Source organism: Aquimarina longa SW024, from assembly GCF_001401755.1.
GTDB lineage: Bacteria > Bacteroidota > Bacteroidia > Flavobacteriales > Flavobacteriaceae > Aquimarina > Aquimarina longa.
Genome location: NZ_AVQK01000015.1, coordinates 25,060 through 50,404, shown reverse-complemented (window position 1 = coordinate 50,404; position 25,345 = coordinate 25,060). Strand labels below are relative to the sequence as shown.

21 protein-coding genes are annotated in these 25,345 nt (G+C 31.5%); 13 read left to right on the top strand and 8 right to left on the bottom strand.

Translation table 11 applies throughout. From position 1 onward, the window contains the following. Nucleotides 1-35 precede the first annotated feature (35 nt). Nucleotides 36-644, top strand: coding sequence for a superoxide dismutase (locus N456_RS02745; protein WP_062053660.1), 609 nt, complete (start codon nt 36-38; stop codon nt 642-644). Nucleotides 645-912: 268 nt separating this feature from the next. On the opposite strand, the gene N456_RS02740 is transcribed toward N456_RS02745, so the two are convergent. Together N456_RS02740 and N456_RS02735 are read right to left on the bottom strand one after the other, a co-directional pair. Continuing rightward, nucleotides 913-2,811 carry a hypothetical protein gene (locus N456_RS02740; RefSeq protein ID WP_062053658.1) on the bottom strand — a complete coding sequence of 633 codons (1,899 nt, stop codon included), beginning with the start codon at nt 2,809-2,811 and terminating at the stop codon, nt 913-915. Nucleotides 2,812-2,895: 84 nt separating this feature from the next. Continuing rightward, nucleotides 2,896-3,822: a PfkB family carbohydrate kinase gene (locus N456_RS02735; RefSeq protein ID WP_062053656.1), complete on the bottom strand. Its 927-nt coding sequence runs from the start codon at nt 3,820-3,822 to the stop codon at nt 2,896-2,898. Nucleotides 3,823-4,466: 644 nt separating this feature from the next. Between N456_RS02735 and N456_RS02730 the strand changes: the two genes are divergently transcribed. After that, nucleotides 4,467-5,597, top strand: a complete 1,131-nt coding sequence (locus N456_RS02730; protein WP_062053653.1) for a matrixin family metalloprotease — start codon at nt 4,467-4,469, stop codon at nt 5,595-5,597. Between the two features lie 95 nt (nt 5,598-5,692). Here N456_RS02730 and N456_RS02725 read toward each other — a convergent pair whose 3' ends face one another. Both N456_RS02725 and purN read right to left on the bottom strand, forming a co-directional pair. Then, nucleotides 5,693-6,328, bottom strand: coding sequence for a ribonuclease H1 domain-containing protein (locus N456_RS02725; protein ID WP_062053651.1), 636 nt, complete (start codon nt 6,326-6,328; stop codon nt 5,693-5,695). 142 nt (nt 6,329-6,470) lie between these two features. Further along, nucleotides 6,471-7,046, bottom strand: a complete 576-nt coding sequence (purN, locus tag N456_RS02720) for a phosphoribosylglycinamide formyltransferase (RefSeq protein ID WP_062053649.1) — start codon at nt 7,044-7,046, stop codon at nt 6,471-6,473. Nucleotides 7,047-7,230: 184 nt separating this feature from the next. Here purN and N456_RS02715 point away from each other — a divergent pair, with 184 nt between their 5' ends. The 5 genes from N456_RS02715 (at nt 7,231) to pyk (ending at nt 11,562) form a co-directional block, all read left to right on the top strand. Further along, nucleotides 7,231-7,464, top strand: coding sequence for an acyl carrier protein (locus tag N456_RS02715; protein ID WP_024768509.1), 234 nt, complete (start codon nt 7,231-7,233; stop codon nt 7,462-7,464). 17 nt (nt 7,465-7,481) lie between these two features. Then, nucleotides 7,482-8,735 carry a beta-ketoacyl-ACP synthase II gene (fabF, locus tag N456_RS02710; protein WP_062053647.1) on the top strand — a complete coding sequence of 418 codons (1,254 nt, stop codon included), beginning with the start codon at nt 7,482-7,484 and terminating at the stop codon, nt 8,733-8,735. Beyond that, nucleotides 8,736-9,470 (top strand): ribonuclease III, encoded by a 735-nt coding sequence (gene rnc, locus N456_RS02705; protein ID WP_062053645.1) that lies wholly within the window; start codon nt 8,736-8,738, stop codon nt 9,468-9,470. Between the two features lie 167 nt (nt 9,471-9,637). Then, nucleotides 9,638-10,135, top strand: a complete 498-nt coding sequence (locus tag N456_RS02700; RefSeq protein ID WP_062053643.1) for an IPExxxVDY family protein — start codon at nt 9,638-9,640, stop codon at nt 10,133-10,135. Then, nucleotides 10,135-11,562 (top strand): pyruvate kinase, encoded by a 1,428-nt coding sequence (pyk, locus tag N456_RS02695; RefSeq protein WP_062053641.1) that lies wholly within the window; start codon nt 10,135-10,137, stop codon nt 11,560-11,562. Before N456_RS02700 ends, pyk begins: the two co-directional genes overlap by 1 nt. Nucleotides 11,563-11,617: 55 nt before the next feature. On the opposite strand, the gene N456_RS02690 is transcribed toward pyk, so the two are convergent. The 4 genes from N456_RS02690 to N456_RS02675 all read right to left on the bottom strand — a co-directional run bounded on the left by N456_RS02690 (nt 11,618) and on the right by N456_RS02675 (nt 17,550). Beyond that, nucleotides 11,618-12,031 carry a response regulator gene (locus tag N456_RS02690; RefSeq protein ID WP_062053639.1) on the bottom strand — a complete coding sequence of 138 codons (414 nt, stop codon included), beginning with the start codon at nt 12,029-12,031 and terminating at the stop codon, nt 11,618-11,620. Between the two features lie 20 nt (nt 12,032-12,051). After that, entirely contained in the window at nt 12,052-13,503 is a 1,452-nt protein-coding gene (locus tag N456_RS02685) for an ATP-binding protein (RefSeq protein WP_062053637.1), read from the bottom strand. 541 nt (nt 13,504-14,044) lie between these two features. Next, the gene (tssD, locus tag N456_RS02680; RefSeq protein ID WP_062053634.1) at nt 14,045-14,452 is read right to left on the bottom strand and encodes a type VI secretion system tube protein TssD; all 408 of its coding nucleotides are present in this window, start codon (nt 14,450-14,452) and stop codon (nt 14,045-14,047) included. Between the two features lie 248 nt (nt 14,453-14,700). Beyond that, nucleotides 14,701-17,550: a VPS10 domain-containing protein gene (locus N456_RS02675; RefSeq protein WP_062053632.1), complete on the bottom strand. Its 2,850-nt coding sequence runs from the start codon at nt 17,548-17,550 to the stop codon at nt 14,701-14,703. 177 nt (nt 17,551-17,727) lie between these two features. Between N456_RS02675 and N456_RS02670 the strand changes: the two genes are divergently transcribed. The 6 genes from N456_RS02670 to N456_RS02645 all read left to right on the top strand — a co-directional run bounded on the left by N456_RS02670 (nt 17,728) and on the right by N456_RS02645 (nt 25,277). After that, a complete protein-coding gene (locus tag N456_RS02670; protein WP_062053630.1) occupies nt 17,728-19,020 on the top strand; it encodes an aminopeptidase P family protein in 1,293 nt (430 codons plus the stop codon). 82 nt (nt 19,021-19,102) lie between these two features. Beyond that, on the top strand, nt 19,103-20,758 hold the full coding sequence (locus tag N456_RS02665; RefSeq protein WP_062053628.1) for an AraC family transcriptional regulator: 1,656 nt from the start codon (nt 19,103-19,105) through the stop codon (nt 20,756-20,758). A gap of 101 nt (nt 20,759-20,859) precedes the next feature. Then, nucleotides 20,860-21,180, top strand: a complete 321-nt coding sequence (locus N456_RS02660; protein WP_062053626.1) for a hypothetical protein — start codon at nt 20,860-20,862, stop codon at nt 21,178-21,180. A 152-nt stretch (nt 21,181-21,332) separates the two neighbouring features. Further along, the gene (locus N456_RS02655; protein ID WP_205410246.1) at nt 21,333-22,394 is read left to right on the top strand and encodes a hypothetical protein; all 1,062 of its coding nucleotides are present in this window, start codon (nt 21,333-21,335) and stop codon (nt 22,392-22,394) included. Nucleotides 22,395-22,464: 70 nt separating this feature from the next. Continuing rightward, nucleotides 22,465-23,898: a hypothetical protein gene (locus N456_RS02650; protein ID WP_062053622.1), complete on the top strand. Its 1,434-nt coding sequence runs from the start codon at nt 22,465-22,467 to the stop codon at nt 23,896-23,898. Nucleotides 23,899-23,942: 44 nt separating this feature from the next. Beyond that, nucleotides 23,943-25,277, top strand: coding sequence for a hypothetical protein (locus N456_RS02645; RefSeq protein ID WP_062053620.1), 1,335 nt, complete (start codon nt 23,943-23,945; stop codon nt 25,275-25,277). Nucleotides 25,278-25,345: the final 68 nt, after the last annotated feature.

The following is a 25,345-nucleotide window of genomic DNA, read 5'->3' as shown; positions in this document are numbered from 1 at the left end:
GTCATTTTATTTTTTATTAATCAAAATAATAACATATGTCATTCGAATTACCAAAATTAAACTACGCCTTTGATGCGTTAGAACCTCATATAGATGCCCGTACTATGGAAATTCATCATGATAAACATCATGCTGGGTATACAAACAAGCTAAATGCTGCCATTGAAGGAACTGATCTTGAAGGAAAAACTATAGAAAACATCCTTATTAATCTTGATCTTTCAAACACAGCTGTTAGAAATAATGGTGGAGGATACTATAACCATAATTTATTCTGGGAGATAATGTCTCCTAATGGTGGAGGAAAACCTTCTGGAGAGCTTTCTGATGCAATAAATGCAGCGTATGAATCTTTTGATGCTTTCAAAGAAGCGTTCTCTAATGCTGCTGGTACTCGATTTGGTTCAGGATGGGCTTGGTTATGCGTTCACCCAGGAGGAAAAGTAGAAATCTGTTCTACCCCTAACCAAGACAATCCTTTAATGTCTGGTATTGGTTGTGGAGGAACTCCAATCGTAGCATTAGATGTTTGGGAGCACGCATATTACCTAAACTATCAAAATCGTCGTCCTGATTATGTTTCTGCATTTTTTAATGTAATTAACTGGGACGAAGTATCAAAACGATACGCACAGTATAAATAATTTTTTCACATTAAGAATACGAAAAAGAGTCGCAATGAATATTGCGACTCTTTTTTATATATAAATTTTACGAAATGTCTAAAAATAAAAAAAGGTGGAAGATCCACCTTTTTTTGCCCCAAATCTACCATGAACTTAACCTACTTATGCTATGGCTCTGCTAATATATAAGGTTATTTCATAGTGAAAAAATGTTTTAGATGAAAGGTCAAAATATTTGTTGAACTACACAAATAAGCTTTTTTTAACAGCTAACATTTTTGATTTTTTAATAAGCTCTTTTATTTACTCCTTCAAAGAAGTTTATAAATGCCTTATTTACAACTCTATTTCCTCCAGCTGTTGGGTAATCTCCCGTAAAATACCAATCACCAAGATTCTTAGGACAAGCCTTATGAAGATTATCAACTGTTTGATATATAATTTTTACTGTTGCTTTTACTGAATCATCACTTAACAGCTCTGATATTTTATCACTTACTTCTTGATCAGAGAATCCGCTATAAATTTCTTTTACAAAATTTTGCACTTCTGAATCTTTTAAATTTTCTTGTGCTTTACATTTTTCATAAACCTGTTCTACCAAGTCATAATTTCCATTTTCTTTTAAAAGTTCTAATGCTGCCTGAAATGCAACCAAACCTTCTAATCTAGCCATATCAATTCCATAACAATCAGGATAACGAATCTGTGGTGCAGAAGAGACCACAACGATCTTTTTTGGCTCTAATCTATCCATCATTTTGATAATACTCTTTTTAAGGGTTGTCCCTCTTACGATACTATCATCGATAATCACTAGGTTATCTTCTTTTTTTACTGCACCATATGTTACGTCATAAACATGAGCTACTAAATCATCTCTACTACTATCTTCTGTAATAAAAGTACGAAGCTTAGCATCTTTAATTGCTATTTTTTCTGTTCTTAATCGAGAGGATAAAATTTCTGATAGTCGTTCATCTGTTAATGTTTCCTTTTCAGCAAGTATCGTTTCGGTTTTCTGCTTATTTAGTTCATCTTGTGCAGCTTCTACCATACCATAAAAAGAAGTTTCAGCAGTATTAGGGATAAAAGAAAAAACAGTATTCATCGTATCATGATCAATCTCTTCTAAAACCTGAGGCATAATTAATTTCCCCAACTTTTTTCTTTCTTTATAAATTTCAGCATCACTCCCTCTCGAAAAATAAATTCGCTCAAAAGAACATGCTTTTCGTTCTAATGGATCAATAATTCTATCTATAGAAGTATCTCCATTTTTTTTAATAATGATTGCTTTTCCTGGATCAAGTTCTATTACATCATCAAAATCGACATTAAATACCGTTTGAATTACTGGTCTTTCTGATGCTACCACGACTACTTCTTCATCCTTATAATAGTATGCTGGTCTAATTCCTGCAGGGTCTCTTAAAACAAAAGCATCACCATGTCCTAACATACCAGCCATAGCATATCCTCCATCCCAATCCCTAGATGACTTTTTAAGAATTTTAGTAACATTTAATCGATCTGCAATCTGTGGAGAGGCTTCATTTTTATTAAATCCTTCTTTTTTTAATTTCTTATATAGTTTTGCTACCTCTGAATCTAAAAAGTGACCTATTTTTTCCATTACAGTAATAGTATCCACTCTATCTTTAGGATGCTGACCTAATCTAATAAGGTTATCAAACAACACATCATTGTTTGTCATATTAAAATTACCCGCTACAATAAGATTACGATGCATCCAATTGTTTTGTCTTAGAAAAGGGTGCACACTCTCTACACTATTTTTACCAAATGTTCCATATCGTACATGCCCAAGAAGTACTTCTCCAATATAGGGGATATGTTTTTTTTGCAGAGTTACATCATCAGCGTATTCTGGGTGATCTACTAATTCTTTATTAATCCTATCATTAATCTGCGAAAAAATATCTTGTATTGGTTGTGATTGACTAGATCGAACTCTACTTATATAACGCTCTCCAGGAGCAGTATCTAGTTTAATACTTGCAAATCCTGCACCATCCTGACCGCGATTATGCTGTTTCTCCATCATTAAATACATTTTATTCACTCCATAAAATGCACTTCCGTATTTTTCTTTATAATACTCTAATGGCTTTAATAGTCTAATAAATGCTATACCGCATTCGTGTTTTAATGCATCACTCATTGTATTCCAAAAATTCTAAATATTGTTGTGTTTAGGTAACCCATAATTAAAAAAGCCCCAATAATCACTAGGGCTATGTTTATATCAAAACAATTCAATTTCGAATTGTGTTAATTTTTTAAACTGCTGAAGTCGTTTTAAAACCTCATTACGATCTAAATTTTCCATCCGTTCTGTACCAAATTTTTCTACACAAAATGAAGCTAAATTCGAACCATGAATAACGGCTTTTTTCATATTCTCAAATGAAATATCATTTGTCTTGGCTAGATATCCTGAAAAACCTCCTGCAAATGTATCTCCCGCACCAGTAGGATCAAAAACTTCTTCTAATGGTAAGGCTGGAGCAAAGAAAATCTGTTCTTCATGAAATAACAAGGCTCCATGTTCTCCTTTTTTAATTACCACATATTTTGGGCCCATTTTTTCGATCACCCTAGCAGCTTTTACCAGAGAATACTCTCCACTTAACTGTCTAGCTTCCTCATCATTGATCGTAATCACATCTACTTTAGCAATTACTTTTAATAAATCATCTAATGTATTATCCATCCAAAAATTCATCGTATCAAGTACGATTAGTTTAGGAGTAGTGGTAAGTTGTTCTATAACGCTAAGTTGTACTAATGGATGTAAGTTACCTAACATTATAATCTCTGAGTCTTTATGTGTATCAGGAACCACAGGGCTAAAATCAGCCAATACATTAAGTTGAGTTTCTAAAGTATCTCTAGAATTTAAATCATTATGATATCGGCCTCTCCAGAAAAAAGTTTTTCCTCCTTTTACTATTTCTATGGCTGATATATCTATATTTTTCCTTTCAAGCATAGTTAAATAATCTAAAGGAAAATCTTCTCCTACTACAGAAACAATTGCAGAAGAAACATTAAAATTAGATGCAGAAAGTGCAATATAGGGAGCCGCTCCTCCTAATATTTTGTCAGTTTTCCCAAAAGGAGTCTCAATAGCATCAAAAGCGACAGAACCAACAATAAGTAATTTGCTCATAAACTAGCGTTATATTTTTTTGCAAATATACGCTTTTGTATTTCCAAATCTAATTAACTTAGGGGTTAGTTACCTCATCATCAAAATCATCTTTACTATCTTTTTTATGTTTTCGTTTTCTATTATCATCCTAAGAACAGTACACTGGATAGTTACTATATCTTTTAAAACTAATAAAAAATAGCCTTCCTAAGTAAAAAACTCTACAAACCAAACACTTTCATAATTTACAACACATCCTTTTTAGAATCTATATAAAATAGATTACTACTTCTTAAAAATAAATCTATGATTCAAGGTGTCGTTTTTACATCAAAAAAAAAAATTATGTATAAATATTTAAAATAAATCACATGTTTTTAATTATAGGAAAAATATTATGGAAATTCACTTTTTAGCTCTGTTTTAAAAACAGTCTATTTATTTGATAGCCATAAATAACCTACTGTAAATCAACACTTATCTTATATACTTTATTAGAAATGTAATTGTTTTTAGGTCATGTCTTAAATTTTAAGAAAATGATAATTTTTTAGATAAAAAACTACCAATAATCATCAATTCTAAAATTAATATGAAGTAAATGTAAAATAAATGTAAAAATATAGCGTTATCCCCAGACACAAACTCAAAATTATCAATTTATGAAAAATTTAAATTTAACTAAATTTATTTTTATCGCTTTGCTTTCGATTTCATTCTTTAGCTGTGAAAAAGATTCTGAAAGCGTTTTCGAAACAAGTCAAAATGAAGCAGCTAAAAACGCTCATGTATGTATTGCTAAATGGGATATTGATTATTCAAAAGCAGCCAGTGTTAAAGCAAAACAATGGGAACCTGGTCAAACTATTCGTGTAAAATTTCTGAATGGTAATAACTTTGTCCAATCTAAAGTAAAGCAATACGCTAAAGAATGGGAAAAATATGCCAATCTAAAATTTGAATTTGTTTCTTCAAGTAGTAATGCAAATATTAAAATCGGTTTTAAAGAAGGTCAATTTGCAGACGATGGTGGATCTTGGTCTTATTTAGGAACTGATTCTAATAACTATGATCATAGTATGCATTTTGGATGGTTTAATAATAATACTTCTGACACTGAATTTAGAAGAACTACCATTCACGAATTTGGACATGCCCTTGGTTTGATTCATGAACACCAAAACCCTGTGGCTAAAATTAACTGGGACAAAGAAGCTGTTTACGCATACTATGCTGGACCACCTAATAACTGGAATAGACAACAAGTAGATCACAATCTTTTTAGACGTTATGAAAAAAACATCACTAATTATAGTGTATATGATCGTCAATCAATTATGCATTACTCTATCCCAGCAGAACATACCACAGATGGAGTTGCTGTAGGAAATAACACAAGATTGTCCTCTACAGATAAATCTTTTATCGCCTCGATATATCCAGGTACTAGTACTGGTGGTGGTAACTGTGATGGTGTAGCTGAATATAATGGTAATAGTAATTCTTATTCTGTTGGAGATAAAGTAACCTATCAAGGAACTTTATTCCAAAAAACAGCTACTGGATGGGATAACCTTGGAGCATGTGATAGTACTCCTAGTACTGATATTTGTGCAGGTGTAGCTGAGTATAATGGTAATAGCAGTTCTTATTCTGCTGGAGACAAGGTAACTTATCAGGGAACCTTATATCAAAAAACAGCTACCGGATGGAATAATCTTGGAGCATGTGGAACTAGTGCTGCTAATAAAGCAAAAAGCAACGCAGCGGTTGTATCCTTACCTGTTCAATAATTAAAGTTTAAGCTTAATTAAAAATGCTCCGAAAAAATATTCGGAGCATTTTTTTATAAATAACATTCCCTGAGGATACATTTTTTAAAACTATTTCATTTCCTTCCAAAATCTGCAGGAATCTCTCCCCAAGCTTTTGTTTCCCATTTTACAATTTTAGTAGTATAAGTATTGTCTTTGAGCCATTGTATTGCACGGTCTACCAAATGAAACATTTCTTCGTTTTTTGGTGTTCTTTCTAGCTTTGTTCTACAGATTTTCTTTTTCACCCATCCTATTGCTATTCTAGAATCAGAATAAATAATACGATCGCTATTTTTCTTTTTTAGATAAGCCAGACCATGTACTAGTGCTAAAAACTCTCCTATATTATTTGTGCCTTGTATAAAAGGTCCTTGATGAAACAATTGTTTTTCCGTTTGAGTATCTACTCCACGATACTCCATCTTTCCAGGATTACCACTTGATGCAGCATCTACAGAAATAGAATATAGATTAGGTTCTCCTATCTTTTCTACCTGTTCGGGGGTAAGTGTAGCTTTTGGCTTACTTTTTCCTTTATAATCCTCGTAATTTCCATCGTATGCCTTTTTTGCTATATCAAACGATTCAAAAGATTTATATTTTGCACCTGCATATCCATCTACTGCTGCCTTACAATCACTCCACTTAGTATAAATCCCAGGGGTATGTCCTTCCCAAACCACATAAAATTTTTCTTTCTTAGCCATTTTCTTTGTTGATCATTATTTATTAATAGATATGTTCGGCTTCGTCAAATATATTTTTGGATATCACATTGAACCTGTCAAAGCTAATTTATAATACAAAAGTACTTCACTAACTAAGCTATCTTAGATGAATATCCTTAAACTAATCTTCTTTAGTAAGTAATAATTTTTCGATAACAACAGGAAAGTGTTTATGTTCTAATCGATGAATCGCCTGAGCAACATCTTCGGCAGAATCTCCTTCTGATATTGAAGTTGTAGCCTGAAAAACTATTGCTCCTTCATCATAATGCTCGTTTACATAATGAATAGTAATCCCGCTTTCTTTTTCTTTATTTTTAACTACAGCCTCATGTACATGATGTCCATACATTCCTTTTCCTCCATATTTAGGTAATAATGCTGGGTGAACATTTACAACCATATTAGGAAAAACATCGATAATTTTTTTAGGAAATATCCATAAAAACCCAGCCAACACAATTATATCAGGTTTGGCATCTTTTAAAATATTAAGAACCTCATTGGTCTCATAAAATGACTCTTTGTCAAAGTGTAACGCCTTTACCTTCAAGGCATGAGCTCTTTTTAAAACTTTGGCACGCAGGTTGTTAGAGAATACATGTGTTACCTCGGCAATTTTTCGCTTGTGAAAGTATTTAATTATATTTTCAGCATTAGTACCTGAACCAGAAGCAAAAATTATAATACGTTTCATAGATAGTATGATAAATTGTTAATTAGAGAGCACAAAAAAAATAATTATTATCCATTTTTAGGCAGCAAAAAGCTAATACTTCGCTATATTTGATAAAATACAGATACATTTTTACGGGATTGTGGGGTTTTAAAATAAAGTTTTTTATTTTTGCCACCTAATTTAAAAATTAAAATTAAACATTATGTCAGACATTGCATCAAGAGTAAAAGCGATAATCGTTGACAAATTAGGAGTAGACGAAAACGAAGTTGTAAATGAAGCTAGTTTCACAAACGACCTAGGCGCTGATTCGTTAGACACCGTAGAATTGATTATGGAATTCGAAAAAGAATTCGATATTCAGATTCCAGATGATCAAGCTGAGAACATTGCAACAGTTGGTCAAGCAATATCATATATTGAAGACGCAAAGTAATAATTTCACAACAAAGTATGAATCTTAAGCGAGTTGTAGTCACAGGACTAGGGGCGTTAACGCCTATCGGTAACAATATTGATGAATATTGGGATGGATTAGTTAATGGTAAAAGCGGTTGCGCACCCATTAGCTATTTCGACACCGAGCATTTCAAGACTAAATTTGCTTGTGAAGTCAAAAATTATTCTCCTACAGATTATTTTGATAGAAAAGAAGCACGTAAGCTTGATAAATTTGCTCAGTATGCCATTGTATCTTCTGAAGAAGCTATAAAAGATGCTGCTATTGATCTAGAAAAGGTTGATAAATTTAGAGTTGGTGTAATCTGGGGAGCAGGAATTGGTGGAATAGAAACTTTTCAGGAAGAAGTAGTTGGTTATGCCAATGGTAATGGAACACCTCGTTTCAACCCTTTCTTTATCCCGAAAATGATTGCCGATATTGCTCCAGGACATATTTCTATCCGAAATGGTTTTATGGGACCTAATTATACCACTGTATCTGCCTGTGCTTCTTCTGCTAATGCAATGATCGATGCACTAAACTATATCCGTTTAGGACATTGTGATATTATTATTACAGGAGGAAGTGAAGCTGCAGTTACTATAGCTGGTATGGGAGGATTTAATGCGATGCACGCTTTATCTACAAGAAATGATAGTCCAGAAACAGCCTCCAGACCATTTGACGCAACCAGAGATGGTTTTGTTTTGGGAGAAGGTAGTGGGGCTCTTATTCTTGAAGAATATGAACACGCAAAAGCACGAGGTGCTAAAATTTATGCCGAAGTCGTCGGTGGAGGAATGTCTAGTGATGCATATCATATGACAGCACCACACCCTGATGGAATAGGCGTAGAACGTGTGATGCTTAACTGTTTAAAAGATGCAGGAGTTACACCAGAACAAGTAGACGCTATAAACACTCATGGCACATCCACTCCTTTAGGAGATGTGGCAGAACTGAAAGCTATTACTAAAGTTTTTGGAGATCATACATCTAATATCAATATCAATTCGACAAAATCTATGACAGGACACTTACTTGGTGCTGCAGGAGCAATAGAAGCAATAGCATCTATTCTAGCTATGCAAAACAGTATTGTGCCTCCTACTATCAATCACACGACTGTGGATGAAAACATAGATTCTTCATTGAATTTGACATTAAACAAAGCGCAAAAACGTGACATCACATATGCAATGAGTAATACTTTTGGTTTCGGAGGTCATAACGCTTGTGTGTTATTTAAAAAATTGAACGAATAAATGAATGTTATTCGAAACATATTTAATTCCCGCTCTGAAAAGAACGGGAATTTTTTTGCCAAAATTCAAAAAATACTAGGTTTCAAACCCAAAACTATCAGTACGTACGAAAAAGCATTTACTCATAGATCTTTAAATCTAAAAGATAAAAAAGGAAATGCAATCAATTTCGAAAGGCTAGAGTTTCTTGGTGATGCTATGCTTAGTTGCGTTATTGCTGCGCACTTATTCAAAGAAGTACCTGAAGGCAATGAAGGCTATTTAACCAAAATGAGAGCCAAAATTGTAAGTAGAAAGCATCTTAATGAACTTGGTAAAGATCTTAAATTAATTGAATTAGTAAGAACCAATATTCCAAAATCTCAATTTGGAATAAATATACATGGTAACCTTTTTGAAGCCTTAATTGGAGCTATTTATCTAGATCGTGGTTTTGTATACTGTGAACGATTTATACAAGAAGCCGTTATTAACCCCTATGTAGACATAGAAAGTCTCGAGGGGCAAGTTATTAGCTATAAAAGCTTGTTGATAGAATGGTGTCAAAAAGAGAAGAAAGCGTTTAATTATGAAGTGTATGAGGATACAGGAAAAGACGAAATGAAGCATTTTGCCGTAAAACTTTGGATAGATGACAAAGTAATTGCAAAAGCACGAGCTACTTCAAAAAAGAAAGCGGAAGAAAAAGCTTCAAAAAGAGCTTATTTTGCATTTCAATCTAAGATTAATATCTAGATCGTTACAAACAATATGTACCAAAATATCTGTTTCTTATATAAATTCTAATTTTTATAAGCAAAAGATACTAACTCTATCGTTTTCGTAAAATAACTTTATAATTAATTAAACTTGTTGGATGATATAATTTGTATATTTCGTGTTAATTATGAAATAAAATCAAAGTGGCTATTCAACGTTTAGTAATAGATAGCATTACCGATGATGACTATGAGCTTATTGCTATTCATTGTTCATTACCTTCATATAGATTAGCATTTTTGTTAAATAAAAGTCTGAATTTAAAGCTTTTTAGAAAAAAAGAAGATATTAATTTTAACTATAATAATGATCTTATAGCAAATTTTCCGCTATATCAGTATGATGATCATTTTAAGTATAATACATACAATCTTTTTGGAAATAAATTTCAAATTCACACAGGATCAAAAAGCCATCTTTCTGAAGGGTTATTTACTAATATAGTATCAGATATATATGCTACAAAATATTTAATTCCAGAATTAAAAAATGTAGATTATTTTTTAAAGGTAGAAACAGAATCTTCAAATTTCTCTAGTACATCTTTAGTTACTAACATAGCTGCTATTTCACAAATTATAACCGCATATACAATAGAGTGGTCAACACTTAAATCAAAAAACAACTTAATATTCGAATAATGCCAAAACGTAAAAAAACTAAAATAGTTGCTACCCTAGGACCCGCAACAAGTAGCGAAGAGATCTTAAAAAAAATGCTGGAAGCTGGTGTTAACGTTTTCAGGATAAATTTCTCTCATGCTGATTATAGCGATGTTAAAGAGCGTGTAACAATGATACGAAAATTAAGTAAAGAACATGGCTATAATGCAGCAATACTTGGTGATCTACAAGGACCAAAATTGCGAGTAGGTGTTATGAAAGGTGATGTCATTGTTAATGATGGAGATACTATCAATTTTGTAACAGGAGAACCCTTTGAAGGTTCTTCTGAGAAAGTTTATATGAACTACCAAAGTTTTCCTAAAGATGTAAAAGCAGGAGAAAAAATATTATTAGATGATGGTAAATTAATTTTTGAAGTTGTTTCTTCAAACAAAAAAGACACCGTTAAAGCCAAAGTAATACAAGGAGGGCCTTTAAAATCTAAAAAAGGTGTTAATTTACCAAATACCAAAATCTCTTTACCTGCATTGACAGAAAAAGATGTAAAAGATGCCATTTTTGCTTGTAAACAAGGAGTTGACTGGATGGCACTATCTTTTGTCCGACATGCTCAGGATCTTATCGAATTACAAGATCTTATCAAAGAACATAGCGAACATAAAATCCCAATTATTGCCAAAATTGAGAAGCCTGAAGGTGTAGAAAATATTGATAAAATTGTGGCTTATTGTGATGGACTAATGGTTGCCCGAGGAGATCTAGGAGTAGAAATTCCTGCTCAGGAAGTCCCGTTAATTCAGAAAAAATTAGTGTTGAAAGCAAAAACAGCTAGGATACCTGTAATTATCGCAACACAGATGATGGAAACCATGATTGATAGCCTTACACCAACACGTGCTGAGGTAAATGATGTGGCTAACTCAGTAATGGATGGAGCTGATGCTGTGATGTTATCCGGTGAGACTTCTGTAGGGAAGTATCCAGTACAAGTAATTGAAACCATGTCTAAAGTCATTAAAAGTGTCGAAGACTCGGATTTAATAACAGTTCCTCAAGCTCCTCCACACATTAGAACTAACAGATTTATTACTAAATCAATTTGTTATCATGCCGCGCATATGGCAAATGATATTAATGCTAAAGCAATCTGTACTCTTACCAATAGTGGATATACTGCTTTTCAAATCTCTGCATGGAGACCAGATGCTCATATTTTGGTCTTTACAAGTAATCATAGAATCCTTTCTCAGCTTAGCCTTCTTTGGGGAGTAAAAGCCTTTTACTACGACAAATTTGTAAGTACTGATGAAACTGTAGAGGATATTAATAAAATTGCATTAGAACGTGGTTTTGTACAACAAGGTGACATGTTGATCAATCTTGCTGCAATGCCTATTACAGCAAAAGGAATGGTAAACACACTTAGGGTTTCACAGATTTAAGAATAGTAAAAAATAAGTAGAAGAGGATACCCAGTTCTTTCGGGTATCCTCTTTTCTATAATGTTTGTTTTAAAAAGATAGCTTCTAGATCTTCTATTGTAACTGGTTTTATAAGATAATCTTTAACTGTATTAATCGTCTTTGCTCTTTCTATATCAACTGGATTAATCGAGGAGCTTACAATATAAAGCGTAATTGTTTTTCCAAGTTTATTTTTGATTTTAGTAAAATTTTCCAAAAATTCCCAACCGTCCATTATTGGCATGTTTAAATCAAGGAAAATAATTTCAGGAATTGCTTTTTTATCTAAATTAGTTAAAATAGCTTCAAAATAGTTAAAAGCATCCATCCCATTTTGGAATACCATTAAATTTCTACATAAATTTTTTACTTCCACAATTTTTTTTACAAGATTTACATACATACTATCATCATCAATAATACATGCTAGCCCTATTCTATGTCCCATAATAAAGTATTGTATTTGTTTTAAAATTCAATTATAAAAGTTGTACCTACATTAACCTCACTCTCAACAGTAATTTTACCATCTAATGATTCTACTTGGTTTTTTGTTAAAAACAGTCCTATTCCTACAGCATCCTCATTATAATGAAATGTCTTATACATCCCAAATATTTTATCTTTAAACAATTTCATATCAATTCCTCTACCATTATCTGAAATTCTTAAATATTCATTATCATCCAAACAGTAAGTTTTTATCTCTAGTATTGGATCTCTATCAGGATGTTTATATTTTATAGCATTTGTTATCAGGTTTAATAAAATACTTTCTAAATATGCAGGAATATAATTAATCGTATTTAAATTCTTAAAATCTACATTAATCTGCGCATTACTCATAACAATCATTTGTCCGATACCGTTTACTACCAAATTATAAGCATCTTGAAACTTAACCGGTTTTTTTTTCTGACTTTTATTAGTATGAATTGCTACAATTTCATTAAGGTGTTCAATAGTAGTATTTAGGCTACATGATATCTGTTTAACATCTTTAATAAATGCTATTTTTTCTTCAATATTATCTATGTCTTCGATTAATTGTACTAATAAAGATAAGTTACTAGTATGTGACCTAAGATTATGAGATACAATATGTGCAAAATTAAATAGTCTAGAATTCTGGGAAGCAATAATATCAATTGATTTTCGTAATCTTAATTCTTTTCTTTTGATCTCATCGATGTCTTGAAAAACACCTCTAACACCTATAATTTCTTTATTTTTATTATATACTGGTTTTCCTATTGCTTTTACCCAAAAAACTCTTTTTTTAGCAGTCACCATTTTAATCTCGGTATTAAAAGGTGTGCCTGCCATAGCACAATTAAAAAATAAACTTGCAGCTTGTTGCCTAGAATCTTCTGTATAATAATTAGTAGAATCTCTAAGAGAAGGAATATAATCATCTGGATATTCCAAAATTCGTCTAGTTTCAAAATCCCAATAACTTTTCTTTTCTTCAAAATCTACATACCAACTCCCTGTAGAAGTCATCTGTGCAGTTTCTTTATAATAAAAATTATCTTTTGTGGTTGCTTGTTCTGGTTCTAATTTTACTTCAGAAAAAAATATAAAATTAACTTCAGATTTTATATCTACTGGTAGTTCGTCATTAGTTGCGCATCGATATAACTTATACTTCCCTTCTTTTGCTAGAATCTTTATATGCTGCCTAAAATCAATAGAATTATTCTTATAATTTAAAAAATTATCTCTAAAAACAGAAGTATCATCCTCATGTATTAAATACTCCAAAAAATAATCTATTGTTGGTCGCACTTCTTCCTTCATATAACCTAAACTCTCATAGAATTTTTTTGACCAAATCTCTTTCTGTGAATCATCACAAAGCTCCCAATACCCTGAGTTGAAGTCTTTCGCTACAACATTAAATAGCTCCTTTTTAAGCATTAATACTATTTTAAATATCTAAATTACACTAACAAGATAGGGATTTATTAATTATTTGCTTTAGTTATATAGTCTCTAACAGTAATTTTAATGTAATTCATCCTTTTAGTTTACCATTTACAGTAAGGATAGTTTGCTGTTTAAAACAGCTCATTTAGCATAAATACGACAACCTAAATAATTAAAAGCTATAGTTTTATAATCTTAAAAAGCTATCTAAACGTTAGGACTGTCTTTTGAAACTAAAGTAGAATGTATCGAAGTATATAGTTTTAACTATATCTAAGATTTATAAATTCAATGAGTAGATATAGTGAATAGAACATACTGATCTTATTATCATAAAATAACAAAACCATACGTCAATTTAGCCGTATGGTTCTATATCTACTATTATATAAAATATTCTGAGATAATATTTAAGTATAAGTTACATATTATAAAAAAGGATATTATTGTATATCTGTATGATTAAAACTAAATAAATTAATCCTACAAAAACCTTATAAATACTATCGCTACTTAATTTATGTTAACACTCTTAACTATTTTTTAATTGTGGCCAGTTATTTACATGTCTTTCTGCATCTCCATAGCTTACTTGTTCACAACTTATTACAATACGCACTATATTTTGAGCAGTACCCTCTGTCTCCATAATATCATCATACCGCACACAATATCCTCGATCAAAGTCGATATTCTTACGTACCTGCATCCCTGTACTATCATGAACCTGCAATCCTCCCTTTTTTACTGCAGTTTTAGACAATGCCCATTCATTAAGCATTGTATCTTGTGATTTACTTACATCTAGAGTTACTGCTATTTGACCTGCTACTGGATTGGACCGTACCATGCCATTATAATCTGTTCCTTGAGAAATAGTATAATGATAATCTATCACTTTAATTGTTTCCCCATCAATATTTAATACCCCTTGTATCATAATTATAAGTTTTTAATTTTTTTATAAAAATACCTGCCGTTTTTTAGTATACCTAAATCAATAATACTAAATTTTTGTTAAAAAACCTTGCTTTCTGTTTTGTATTTTGGCATAGATAGATTTAATTTCTATAATCTTATATACTATAATACTTTAATCCATGGTTGAAACGTTTAATTCTTCTAAAACTTCTCTACATTAAAATATTATTTTCATAATCATTTCGATAAATTTACTCTGAAGTTGTCTTAATTTACTTCAAAACTAACCTGAACATTTTTCTTACCATTACTAACTACAGCGTAGTATGCACCTACAGGAAGATAATATTTCTCATTTTTTCTTTGAGTAATTTTTTCATCAGGAAACTCTTTTTCTAAAATATTTTTACCTTTTTCTGTAATAGATAGATCGTACGCTACATAATTAAACCCTTTAGCGCTTTTAGTAGAAAATTCTTGTATTACTTTTCCTTCTTGGGTAGTAATTTTAATTAAAAAATCTTCCGAACTATCTGTATAAAACTTAATCATGGTAGTTGGTTCACTAGAGTCAAACCATTTACTCCATGATGATCCCCATTGTTCTGACCATTCTATCTCAGGCATTTTAAAAACGTGTAGCGCTTTACTCATTATCTTATTATCTAGCAACTGCAAAGCTTCTATATTAGTTTTATAAATACCTCTGCCATGAGTACCTAATAATAGGTCTTTTTTATCTGGCTGTATAACAATATCATGTACTGCTACATTAGGCAATCCATTAGAAAATACTTGCCAAGTTGTTCCTTTATCTAATGAGACATACGCCCCATTATCTGCTCCTAGATAAAGTATATTTTCATTTTCAGGATCTTCTTTAATAACATTTATAGCAGATATTGGTAGGTTACTTCCTATATTTTTCCAATTCTGCCCATAATCTTCACTTACATACACATAAGGTTTAAAATCATCCCATCGATAGCCATTTAGAGTAACATATACTCTTTCTTTTTTATGAGAAGAAGCAAACACTCTTGACACCCAAAGGTCTTTAGGGAAAGTATTAGAAATTTTAGTCCAACTATCTCCAGAATTTTTGGTTATATATACCAATCCATCATCACTACCGGTATATATTAATCCAAACTGAAATGGAGATTCTGCAATAGTAGTCAATGTACCATAAACTACATTTCCTTTTTTTCCTCCCTTGGTTAAATCATTTGATATGGCAGCCCACTCTTCTCCTTTATTCATAGATCGCATTAGCTTGTTACCTCCCATATATAAAATATCTTGATTATGGGATGATAACAAAATCGGTGTTTGCCAATTAAATCGATATGGAGATTCGCCCAACTCATGTTTTGGCTGAATATATATTTGTTCTTTAGTTGCACGATTCAATCTAAAATAATTTCCGAATTGAAATCCTGTGTATACAATATCAGCATTCCTATTATCAATCTCAATTTGCATACCATCACCTCCCATAATACTCTCCCAAGAATAATGACCATTTTGATGCCATGATACATCTTCTTTAGCATTATGCGGGCCTACCCAAACTCCATTATCTTGTAGTCCTCCATATACATTATAAGGTTCTTCATAATCTATATTAATAGCATAAAACTGCCCTACACTAGGTTGGTTCGCTTTAATCCAGTGATTACCATCATCGTATGATATGTTTAACCCTCCGTCATTACCATTAACCAAATGCTTTGGATTCTGAGGGTTAATCCATAATGCATGATGATCTGCATGAACATTTTTATCACTGATGCTTATAAACGTTTTTCCTCCGTCTTTAGATTTCAATATTGGAACTCCTGATATGTATACATGATCTCTATTAGCGGGATTTACTTGTATCTGAGCAAAATAATAACCATAACTATAAAACAAATCATCTATATATCCTGTATGTGTTTTCTTCCAGGATTTTCCGGCATCATCACTACGATATACTTCTGCTCCTATAACAGGGGTATCAAATAGCATGGAATTAGCATCCTCTAGATACTTAGTAATATCAATTGGTTGCACGGTTCCACTTCTAATTAATTGTTTTAGGTTATCTGCTCGATATTTTTCCTGGAATCCATTGGTCTTTAAAAACGCATTCAACCTTTTGTTTTCTAGTTTCAAAAAGTTTTCGTCAGACATTGTTCTAAAGTCATCTTTGGTCAATCCTATATTATTTTTTTGAGAATCACTTTTCTTTCTTCTAAACTGATTATCATGTACAGCATATAGCGTATTTTCATCAAAAACAGCTAGCCCTATTCGTCCTACTCCTTCTCCTGTAGGAAAGCCACTCCCTTCTAAAGAAACTTTGCTCCACGTATCACCTGCATCTATACTTTTATAAATTCCTGATCCAGAACCACTACCACTAAAATCCCATGCTTTTCGATCTCTATCCCAAGCAGCAGCATACATTATACTAAAGTTATCTGAGGCAACCGACACATCAATAACCCCTGTTTTATCGTTTATAAATAAGGTTTTTTTCCAAGTAATTCCTCCATCAATAGTTTTATAAATTCCTCGTTCTTTATTAGAAGAATACAAGTGTCCTGTTACTCCTACAACTACCTCATCTGAATTATTCGGATTGAGTATAATTCTACCAATATGATGAGAATCTTGTAATCCTACATTCTTCCATGTTTTACCATTATCAATAGATTTTAAGATCCCTGTTCCTGCATAGGATGATCTTGATGAATTATTCTCTCCTGTACCAACCCAAATGATATTATTTTTCCAATCTACAGCAATATCTCCAACATTAATCGTTTCTGCTAAATCTAAAACTGGTTTAAAAGTAGTTCCATTATTTATGGTATACCATACGCCTCCAGAAGCATAACCGACATAAAATTCTGTTGTATTATTAGGGTTTACATCTACATCCACTACACGACCACTCATAACTGTCGGTCCTATATTTTTAAAAGGTATATTTTTTACCAATGAGGATGTTTCCATTTGTTTTTTGTGAACCAATCCTTTTTGTATCACATCTGCGGTAGTAGCGGGTTGTTGAGAAAAAAGAATAAGAGAAGAAAAAAAGAATATTAACGATGCGAATATTTTCATATTATAGATATAATTAAGCTACTGAAAATAGATATTGTTAAAATAACCTCAAAATTTTTACATATTGTTTAACATTACATCCTTTTGGCTTTAGTATTTTTGATAAAAAATTAGTATTCTTAATCCTCAATTGATCAATAAGATCTGTGAGGTTTATAATTAAATATCATATACATAATGAAGTATCACCAAATAGATAGAAATCTCTTTATCAAGAATCGTAAAAACTTTGCTGCGCAGATGAAACCTAATAGCATTGCTGTATTTAATAGTAATGATATATATCCAATAAGTGCTGATAGTATAATGCCTTTTCAGCAGCATAGAGATATTTTTTATCTAAGTGGTGTTGATCAAGAAGAAAGTATGTTATTACTTTTTCCTGATGCTCCTTCAGAAAAACATCGTGAAATTTTGTTTTTAAAAGAAACTAATGAACATATTGCAATTTGGGAAGGTGAAAAACTTACCAAAGAACGTGCTTTTGATGTTTCAGGAGTTAAAACAGTATATTGGCTTAAAGATTTAGAAAAGGTTTTTTATGAAGTAATGACACAGTGTGAAACAGTATATGTAAATACTAATGAACACTACAGATCAAGTGTTGTAACAGAAACTCGTGAGGATCGCTTTACAAAATGGTGGAAAGAAAAATATCCTGCTCACACTGTAGCAAAAAGTAATCCTATCTTACAACGACTACGTGCTGTAAAGGATGCTATAGAAATTGATCTAATGCAAACTGCTTGTAATATTACCGAAAAAGGATTTCGAAGACTTCTCAGCTTTGTAAAACCTAATGTTTGGGAATATAATATTGAAGCAGAATTGTTGCATGAGTTTATCAATCACAGATCCAAAGGTTTTGCATATACCCCTATAATTGCAAGTGGAAATAATGCTAATGTACTTCATTATATTGAAAACAATCAACAATGTAAAGCAGGAGATTTAATTCTTATGGATATCGCTGCAGAATATGCTAATTATGCTAGTGATTTATCACGTACCATACCTGTATCAGGAAAATTTACTACTCGCCAAAGAGCTGTGTATGATGCCGTTCTTAGAGTTAAAAATGAAGCTACTAAATTATTAGTTCCAGGAGCTATTTGGGCTGATTATCACGTAGAGGTTGGTAAACTTATGACTTCAGAACTACTAGGATTAAGACTTTTGGACAAAGCTGATGTACAAAACGAAGATCCAGAATGGCCTGCATACAAAAAATACTTTATGCATGGTACTTCTCATCATATTGGTTTAGATACTCATGACTATGGTATTCTTACAGAACCAATGAAAGCAAATATGGTATTTACTGTAGAACCTGGGATTTACCTCCCTGATGAAGGGTTCGGAATTCGATTAGAGGATGATGTCGTGATACAAGAAAAAGGGGTGCCTTTTAATTTAATGGGTAATATCCCTATTGAAGCTGAAGAAATTGAAGAATTAATGAATAAGTAATACTCATAACTCATTGATTTACAATTAAAATAAGGGCATCTATTAGCATAGATGCCCATTTAAAAATAACTTCAAATAAAAGATGCTAAAGATTTTTTCTTTAATATTTTGTTTCTATCTAACTGTTTATTCTGTTTCTGCTCAGGATCAAAAAGAAATAGATCTTTCTCAATTTAATCAAGTAATTTCTTCACCACAAGATAGTATTACTAAATATAAGAAACTGCTGAGTGCCTCCCACCGTACTGGTGACTTTAAAGCATTTAAAAATTATAGCCAAATAATTTTGCACATTGCAATCGCTAATGATCTGAAGGAAGAACGAATTTCAGCATTAGTATATATGGCTATTTATCATCAACAAATAGATCAATATGACGAGTCTATAGTCAAATACCTTGAGGCAGAAAAATTAAGTGAATCTCTCCCAGAAAACTCTTTTTCAAGAATTCTTGTACAAGTTAATATGGGAAATTTATATAATCATATTCAAGATTATGAAAAGGTAAAATCATCTATGAAAAAGGTCATTACGTTGGCCTCCTATCAGGAAAATCCTGATAGATTTATTATTTCGGCATATAATTCCCTCGGCACCGCAAATCTCAATCAAGGTAATTATTCGCAAGCTCTGAAATACATGTATAAAGTAAAAGATCTGGCTGAAAAAATGAACCGGAATGATAAAATCATTGGAGCCTTGATCAATATTGCCGAATGTCAGCGTTATTTAAAGCAATATGACCAAGCTATAGAGAATAGCAAAAAAGCGTTAGATAAAATTGATGAAAATGAATCGGTTGAACTAATCGCCTCGGCAAATGTTATTATTGGAATTTCTCGTTATTTATCGAACCAACCTATTAAAGCGCTTCCTAATTTAAAAAAGGCGAGAAATATTGCTGGCGAAGGTAATTTTCTAAATATTAAAATGGAAGCCCATCAATATTTAGCAAAAACCTATGAGGCTCTAGATAGTATAAAAAAATCTTTACAAGAGCAAAAAGCGTATACCAATACTCGAGAAAAATACTTAAAAACCCTCTCTAAAGCTCAGCGGCTAAAAGTGGAAAAAGAGTCTGAAAACAAGTCTGATATTATATCTGAACAACAGAGATCTATTGTATTTCTAAGTAAAGAAAAACAAGTATATGTATTTGTCGGAGTATTTCTAATGATCGTATTAATCGTGTCCTCAATAATTTATTGGAACAAACGTAGAAAACTTGCAGAAGAGTCTTTACAGCTACAAGATGATAAGGCTTTACTTAAAAACGAAAACGAAGCCTTAAAGGATAAATTAAATACGTTTGCTCAAAAGATTCAAAAACAAGAAAGTGTAAAAGGAAACACCAGAACTCAACAGCCAAAAAAATCTTCGCTTAGTCGTGAAGATCAACAAAAACATATGAAGCTTATTCTAAATTACATGGAAGAGAAAAAGCCTTATTTAGACCATGAGATCAAACAATCTGATATCGCAAATAAATTAGATATGAGTGTACATCTTTTTTCTGAAGTACTGAATGTGTGTTTTCAAAAAAACTTCAATAATTTCATTAATTTATATAGAGTTGATACAGCAAAACAGTTAATGAAAGAACCTAAATACCAACACTACAAAATTCTGGCTATTGGCTATGAAGCTGGTTTTCCCAGTAAAACGTCGTTTAACAGGGTTTTCAAAAACCTAGTAGGTCTTACACCTACCGAATATCAAAAAAAACTAACATACTAATTTCAAAAACAGAAAACATTTAGATGCTCCATTTTATAATATGGTACTCTTTTCTTTACCATTCTTTATACTTTTCCAACTTAATAAAAGTATAATTAAAAATGAAAACATTAAAAATTGTATTAGGTGTTTTTTTGACTTTTACACTTCTTTTTCTAGGATTATCAATACTCACCTTTAATTATTTCAAGAATGGAGGAAGCTCTAATAGTGGAGGTGATGGTTTAGGAGGCTTTATAGAACTTGTCTTTTTTGCAGGAGTATTTTTAATTTGCTTAATAGGATCAATAAGTATTAGTTCTATATTATTTTTACCCAAAGCTTCTAGCATCATTCGATTTATAGTTGCCACATTACTTTCTGTACTTACTGTTTATTTTATTTTGGCTTTTACATTTCTACCATATATCCGTTTTTGGTAACATCTTGATTTGATGAACCTATGCTTTAAAGACAGCTTGTAAAACTACATGTTCCAAATTATAATCTGGTACTTTTTTCTTGTTAATGTAGTCTACATTTGATCAAAATATTTTACAAATCTACTAAAAAGTAAAACCTAGATCTTTTAATTATGAAATATGTATTCCTCAAAGTTTTTTTGATAATCCTAATGTCATTATCTTTTTCTTGTAGTCCCGAAGATGGAAAAAATGGAATTGATGGTGTAGATGGTATAGATGGTACTACTAATGGGTTAGGAACTCTAATTCTTACAGGAGATATTACGAATGAAGATGCAGTAAAAATTATAGAACAAGGTGTTGGAAAAGATACCCACACTATAATAGTCTCCAATACTACCAATGTAACCACATTAGACTTATCAAAAATTTCGGTTGTAACAAAACTAGAAGTTATAGATAATGAAAAACTAGAAACTATTAATTTGTCTAATTTAAAATCCATTTTGGATAACGGAATCATTAGAAACAACAATGCATTAACAAATATTAATCTCGATAACTTAACTGTTATAGATAATCTTAGGGTTAGTGACAATAATGTATTACCACTTATAAGCCTACCCAAACTATTAAGCAATGCAAAAAATCTTTACTTTTCTCGAAATCCTCTACTAAAAAATCTTAGCATACCATCATTGACTCAAGCACGAACTTTATTTATTGCTAATCTTGATAACTTAACAAGTATAGATATCAATACTTTAGAAAATGTGAGTTCTTTAACTATTCGAGAGAATAAAAAATTAACAACTATTAATCTAGCCAATTTAGCCAATGCGTTTAGAATAAAGATTAATGATAATGACATGATCAAAAGTATTACATTTTCAAACTTAGAAAGTGTAACTAACAATATAGACATAAGAGAAGATCTCTTAGAAGTTATCGAATTTAGTAAGCTTAGTGCTTTTCCTACTCTTAATATTGATTCTACAGTGTTATTAACTACAGTTGATTTTCCTTTAGCCGAGGTTTTCAGTAGATTACAACTAAATAGCCCTGGTAAACTCTCTACAGAAGCTATAGATCAGGTTATCACCACACTGGTAAATATCACTCCTGCTATTACAGAAACAGTAATTTCAATTAATGGTATAGCATCTGCACAAGCGCTAATAGATGCAGAAACTTTAAGAACTAATGGTAATACTGTTAACATTATAGAATAGTTTTTAATCCGGAATATATTCAAAAACTATTAACATCAATTTTAAAAAATAGCACCAAATTCTTTTAATTATGAAACATATATTTCTTTTAATAACCCTAACAATACTAACTATATCTTGTAGTTCTGACGGAGCAGATGGTATTGACGGAGCCAACGGTATTAATGGTACTGGTGGAGAAAATGGATTAGGACTTCTTGTATTTTCTGGAGATATTACTGATGAAGATGCCGCAAAAATCATAGCAGAAAATACTGGGAAAAACACACATACCATTATCATCAAAAACACTACAAATTTAACAACAATAGAAATCTCCGAAATCTCAACCTTGGTTGAACTAGAGGTAATCGGAAATGAAAAATTACAGACACTCGCTATAGCTAATCTCGAATCTATTTTTGGAGAAGCAAAGATTCAAACAAACGTAGCACTAACCTCTATTAATTTTTCTAAGCTTACTACTATAGGAAGCTTTGCCATTAACGGAAGCCCTTTATTAGAAAATTTAAGCTTCCCCTCACTAATTGATTCTAAAAATAGTTTGTCTATATCAAATCTAGATAACTTAACAACTTTAGATCTATCCTCTTTGGTATCTGCTAATTTTATGCAAATTAATCGTAATGAAAAACTACCTACTATCGATTTACCAAAACTAATCGTTCTAAGGAAGGCCTTGATTTCAGATAATATAACTATAGAAACCATAAATCTACCTGTACTTAATACTATTGAGGTTCCCGAAGACGAAGACATTAACGGTAGCCTATCTATTGAACGAAATACAACTCTAACAGCAATACATCTTAATGCTCTTACTTCTATAAACATACTTACTATTAGAAACAATGAAAATCTAGTTACAGTACATCTAGATAAATTAGTGTCTCTGGGTTCTGTTTCTTTTGGTTCAAACCCAAAAATAACTACGATATCTTTTCCTAATATAACAACTATAAACAACATTAATTTTTCTGAAAACGATCTAGTAACGAATATTGCATTTCCCGATTTAAGAAATCTGGAATCTAATCTTACAATTACTGGTAACGACATACTAGAGACATTATCATTTCCTATGTTAACTTCTATTGGAACTGAGAATCGCTTTCGTTTTAGAATTAGGGATAATGATATGATTAGAAATATTGAATTCCCAAATTTAGAAAGCGTTAATTCAACTACAATAGATATTAGTGAAGACCTTTTAGAAACCGTAGACTTCTCGAAACTTGCTACTTTTTCTACTTTAAATATAGACTCTACAGTTTTACTTAGCTCAGTTATTCTTTCTTCTATTCAAGATTTCGAAAGATTAGATCTCAATAGTTCAGGTAAACTTTCTACAGCGGCAATAGATGGTATATTAACCCGATTGGTAAATATTACTCCTGTGATTACTAATAAAACAATTTCAATACAAGGAGTAGCATCTGCACAAGCACAAACCAATGCAGATACATTAAGATCTAATAGTAATACTGTAAATATTACTGAATAGTTTTTACAGCAGTTTAATTTAAAAAAAACCTAAATCATTTAATTATGAAATATATATATCTTATACTTTTTTTGCTAACGGTAGCAATAACTACTATTTCATGCGAGGCAGAAGATGGAAAAAATGGAGTAGATGGCGCCAATGGGATTAATGCAGGATTAGAGTTTTTGGTATTTGCAGGAGATATTACAGACGAAGATGCTGCAAAAATAATCTCAGAAAATTTCGGAAAGACCACAGTTGCTATTTTGGTTACAAATACCACTAATCTAACAACATTAGAGTTGCCCGAAATAGCAACTATGACCAAGTTAACACTAACCAATAACGAAAAACTTCAGCGCCTTGTTTTTCCGAGTCTAGAATCTGTTTCAGGTAAAATTGTTATCCAATCCAATCCTTCTTTGACAACAGTCAATTTAGAAAATTTGATTAGTGCAGGAGATATTTATTATAAAAAAAACAAAGCATTGACCTCAATTAACATGAGCAAGCTAGACAGAGTACAAAATTTTGTGTTTGATAAAAACCCTTTGTTACAAAGTATTAATTTACCAATGCTTACCAAAGTCGGAGACGAATTTAAAATATTAAATCATGAGAGTTTATCATCTCTTGATGCAAGCGCTTTACTAACTACAAACGAGCTTTTTGTTAACAAAAATGAAAAACTGCAGACTATTGACCTCTCAAGTATAACAAATACTGGTAAGGTATCCATATCTCAAAATCCAGTATTAGAAACTGTCGATTTATCACAACTCACAACTACCTCAGCTATTATAAACCTGAACATTAATCCCAAATTAACAACAATAACACTACCTAATTTAGTTAATTCTGAGAGTTTACATATTTCTAACAATACAAATCTACAAACTGTTTCTTGTCCCGCTTTGATCAAATTAAATGGAGAGCTAACAATTTCTAACAATATTAACTTAGAAGCATTATTTTTTCCCACGGTAACTTCAATTGGTTCTGAAACCAGTAGATCTTTCATTAGAATTACAAGGAATGAAATACTAAAAAATATTGATTTTTCAAGCCTAGAAACTTTTGTTGCAAATAGTATTACTATTGAATCCGATGCTTTAGAAACCGTAAACTTCAATAGTCTCACTACTTTTTCTGATTTACGTATTAATTCTACAGCTACATTAACATCAATGAAAATTTCTTCGGTTCTGGATTTTACAAATCTACAACTACCCGAAATACCTACAGAAGATATCAACACGCTATTTACAAGACTCGTAAATATTTCTCCTGCAATCACTGGTAAAAGAATATCGGTAGGAGGAGCTGCATCTATGCAAGCGCTTACAAATGCAGAAACATTAAGATCTAATGGAAATACAGTTATTATTAGACCTTAGTTTTTATAAAATAAAAACATAAGTTCAAAAAAAATTAAAAGAAGATGTTCTGGCATGACTAAACATCA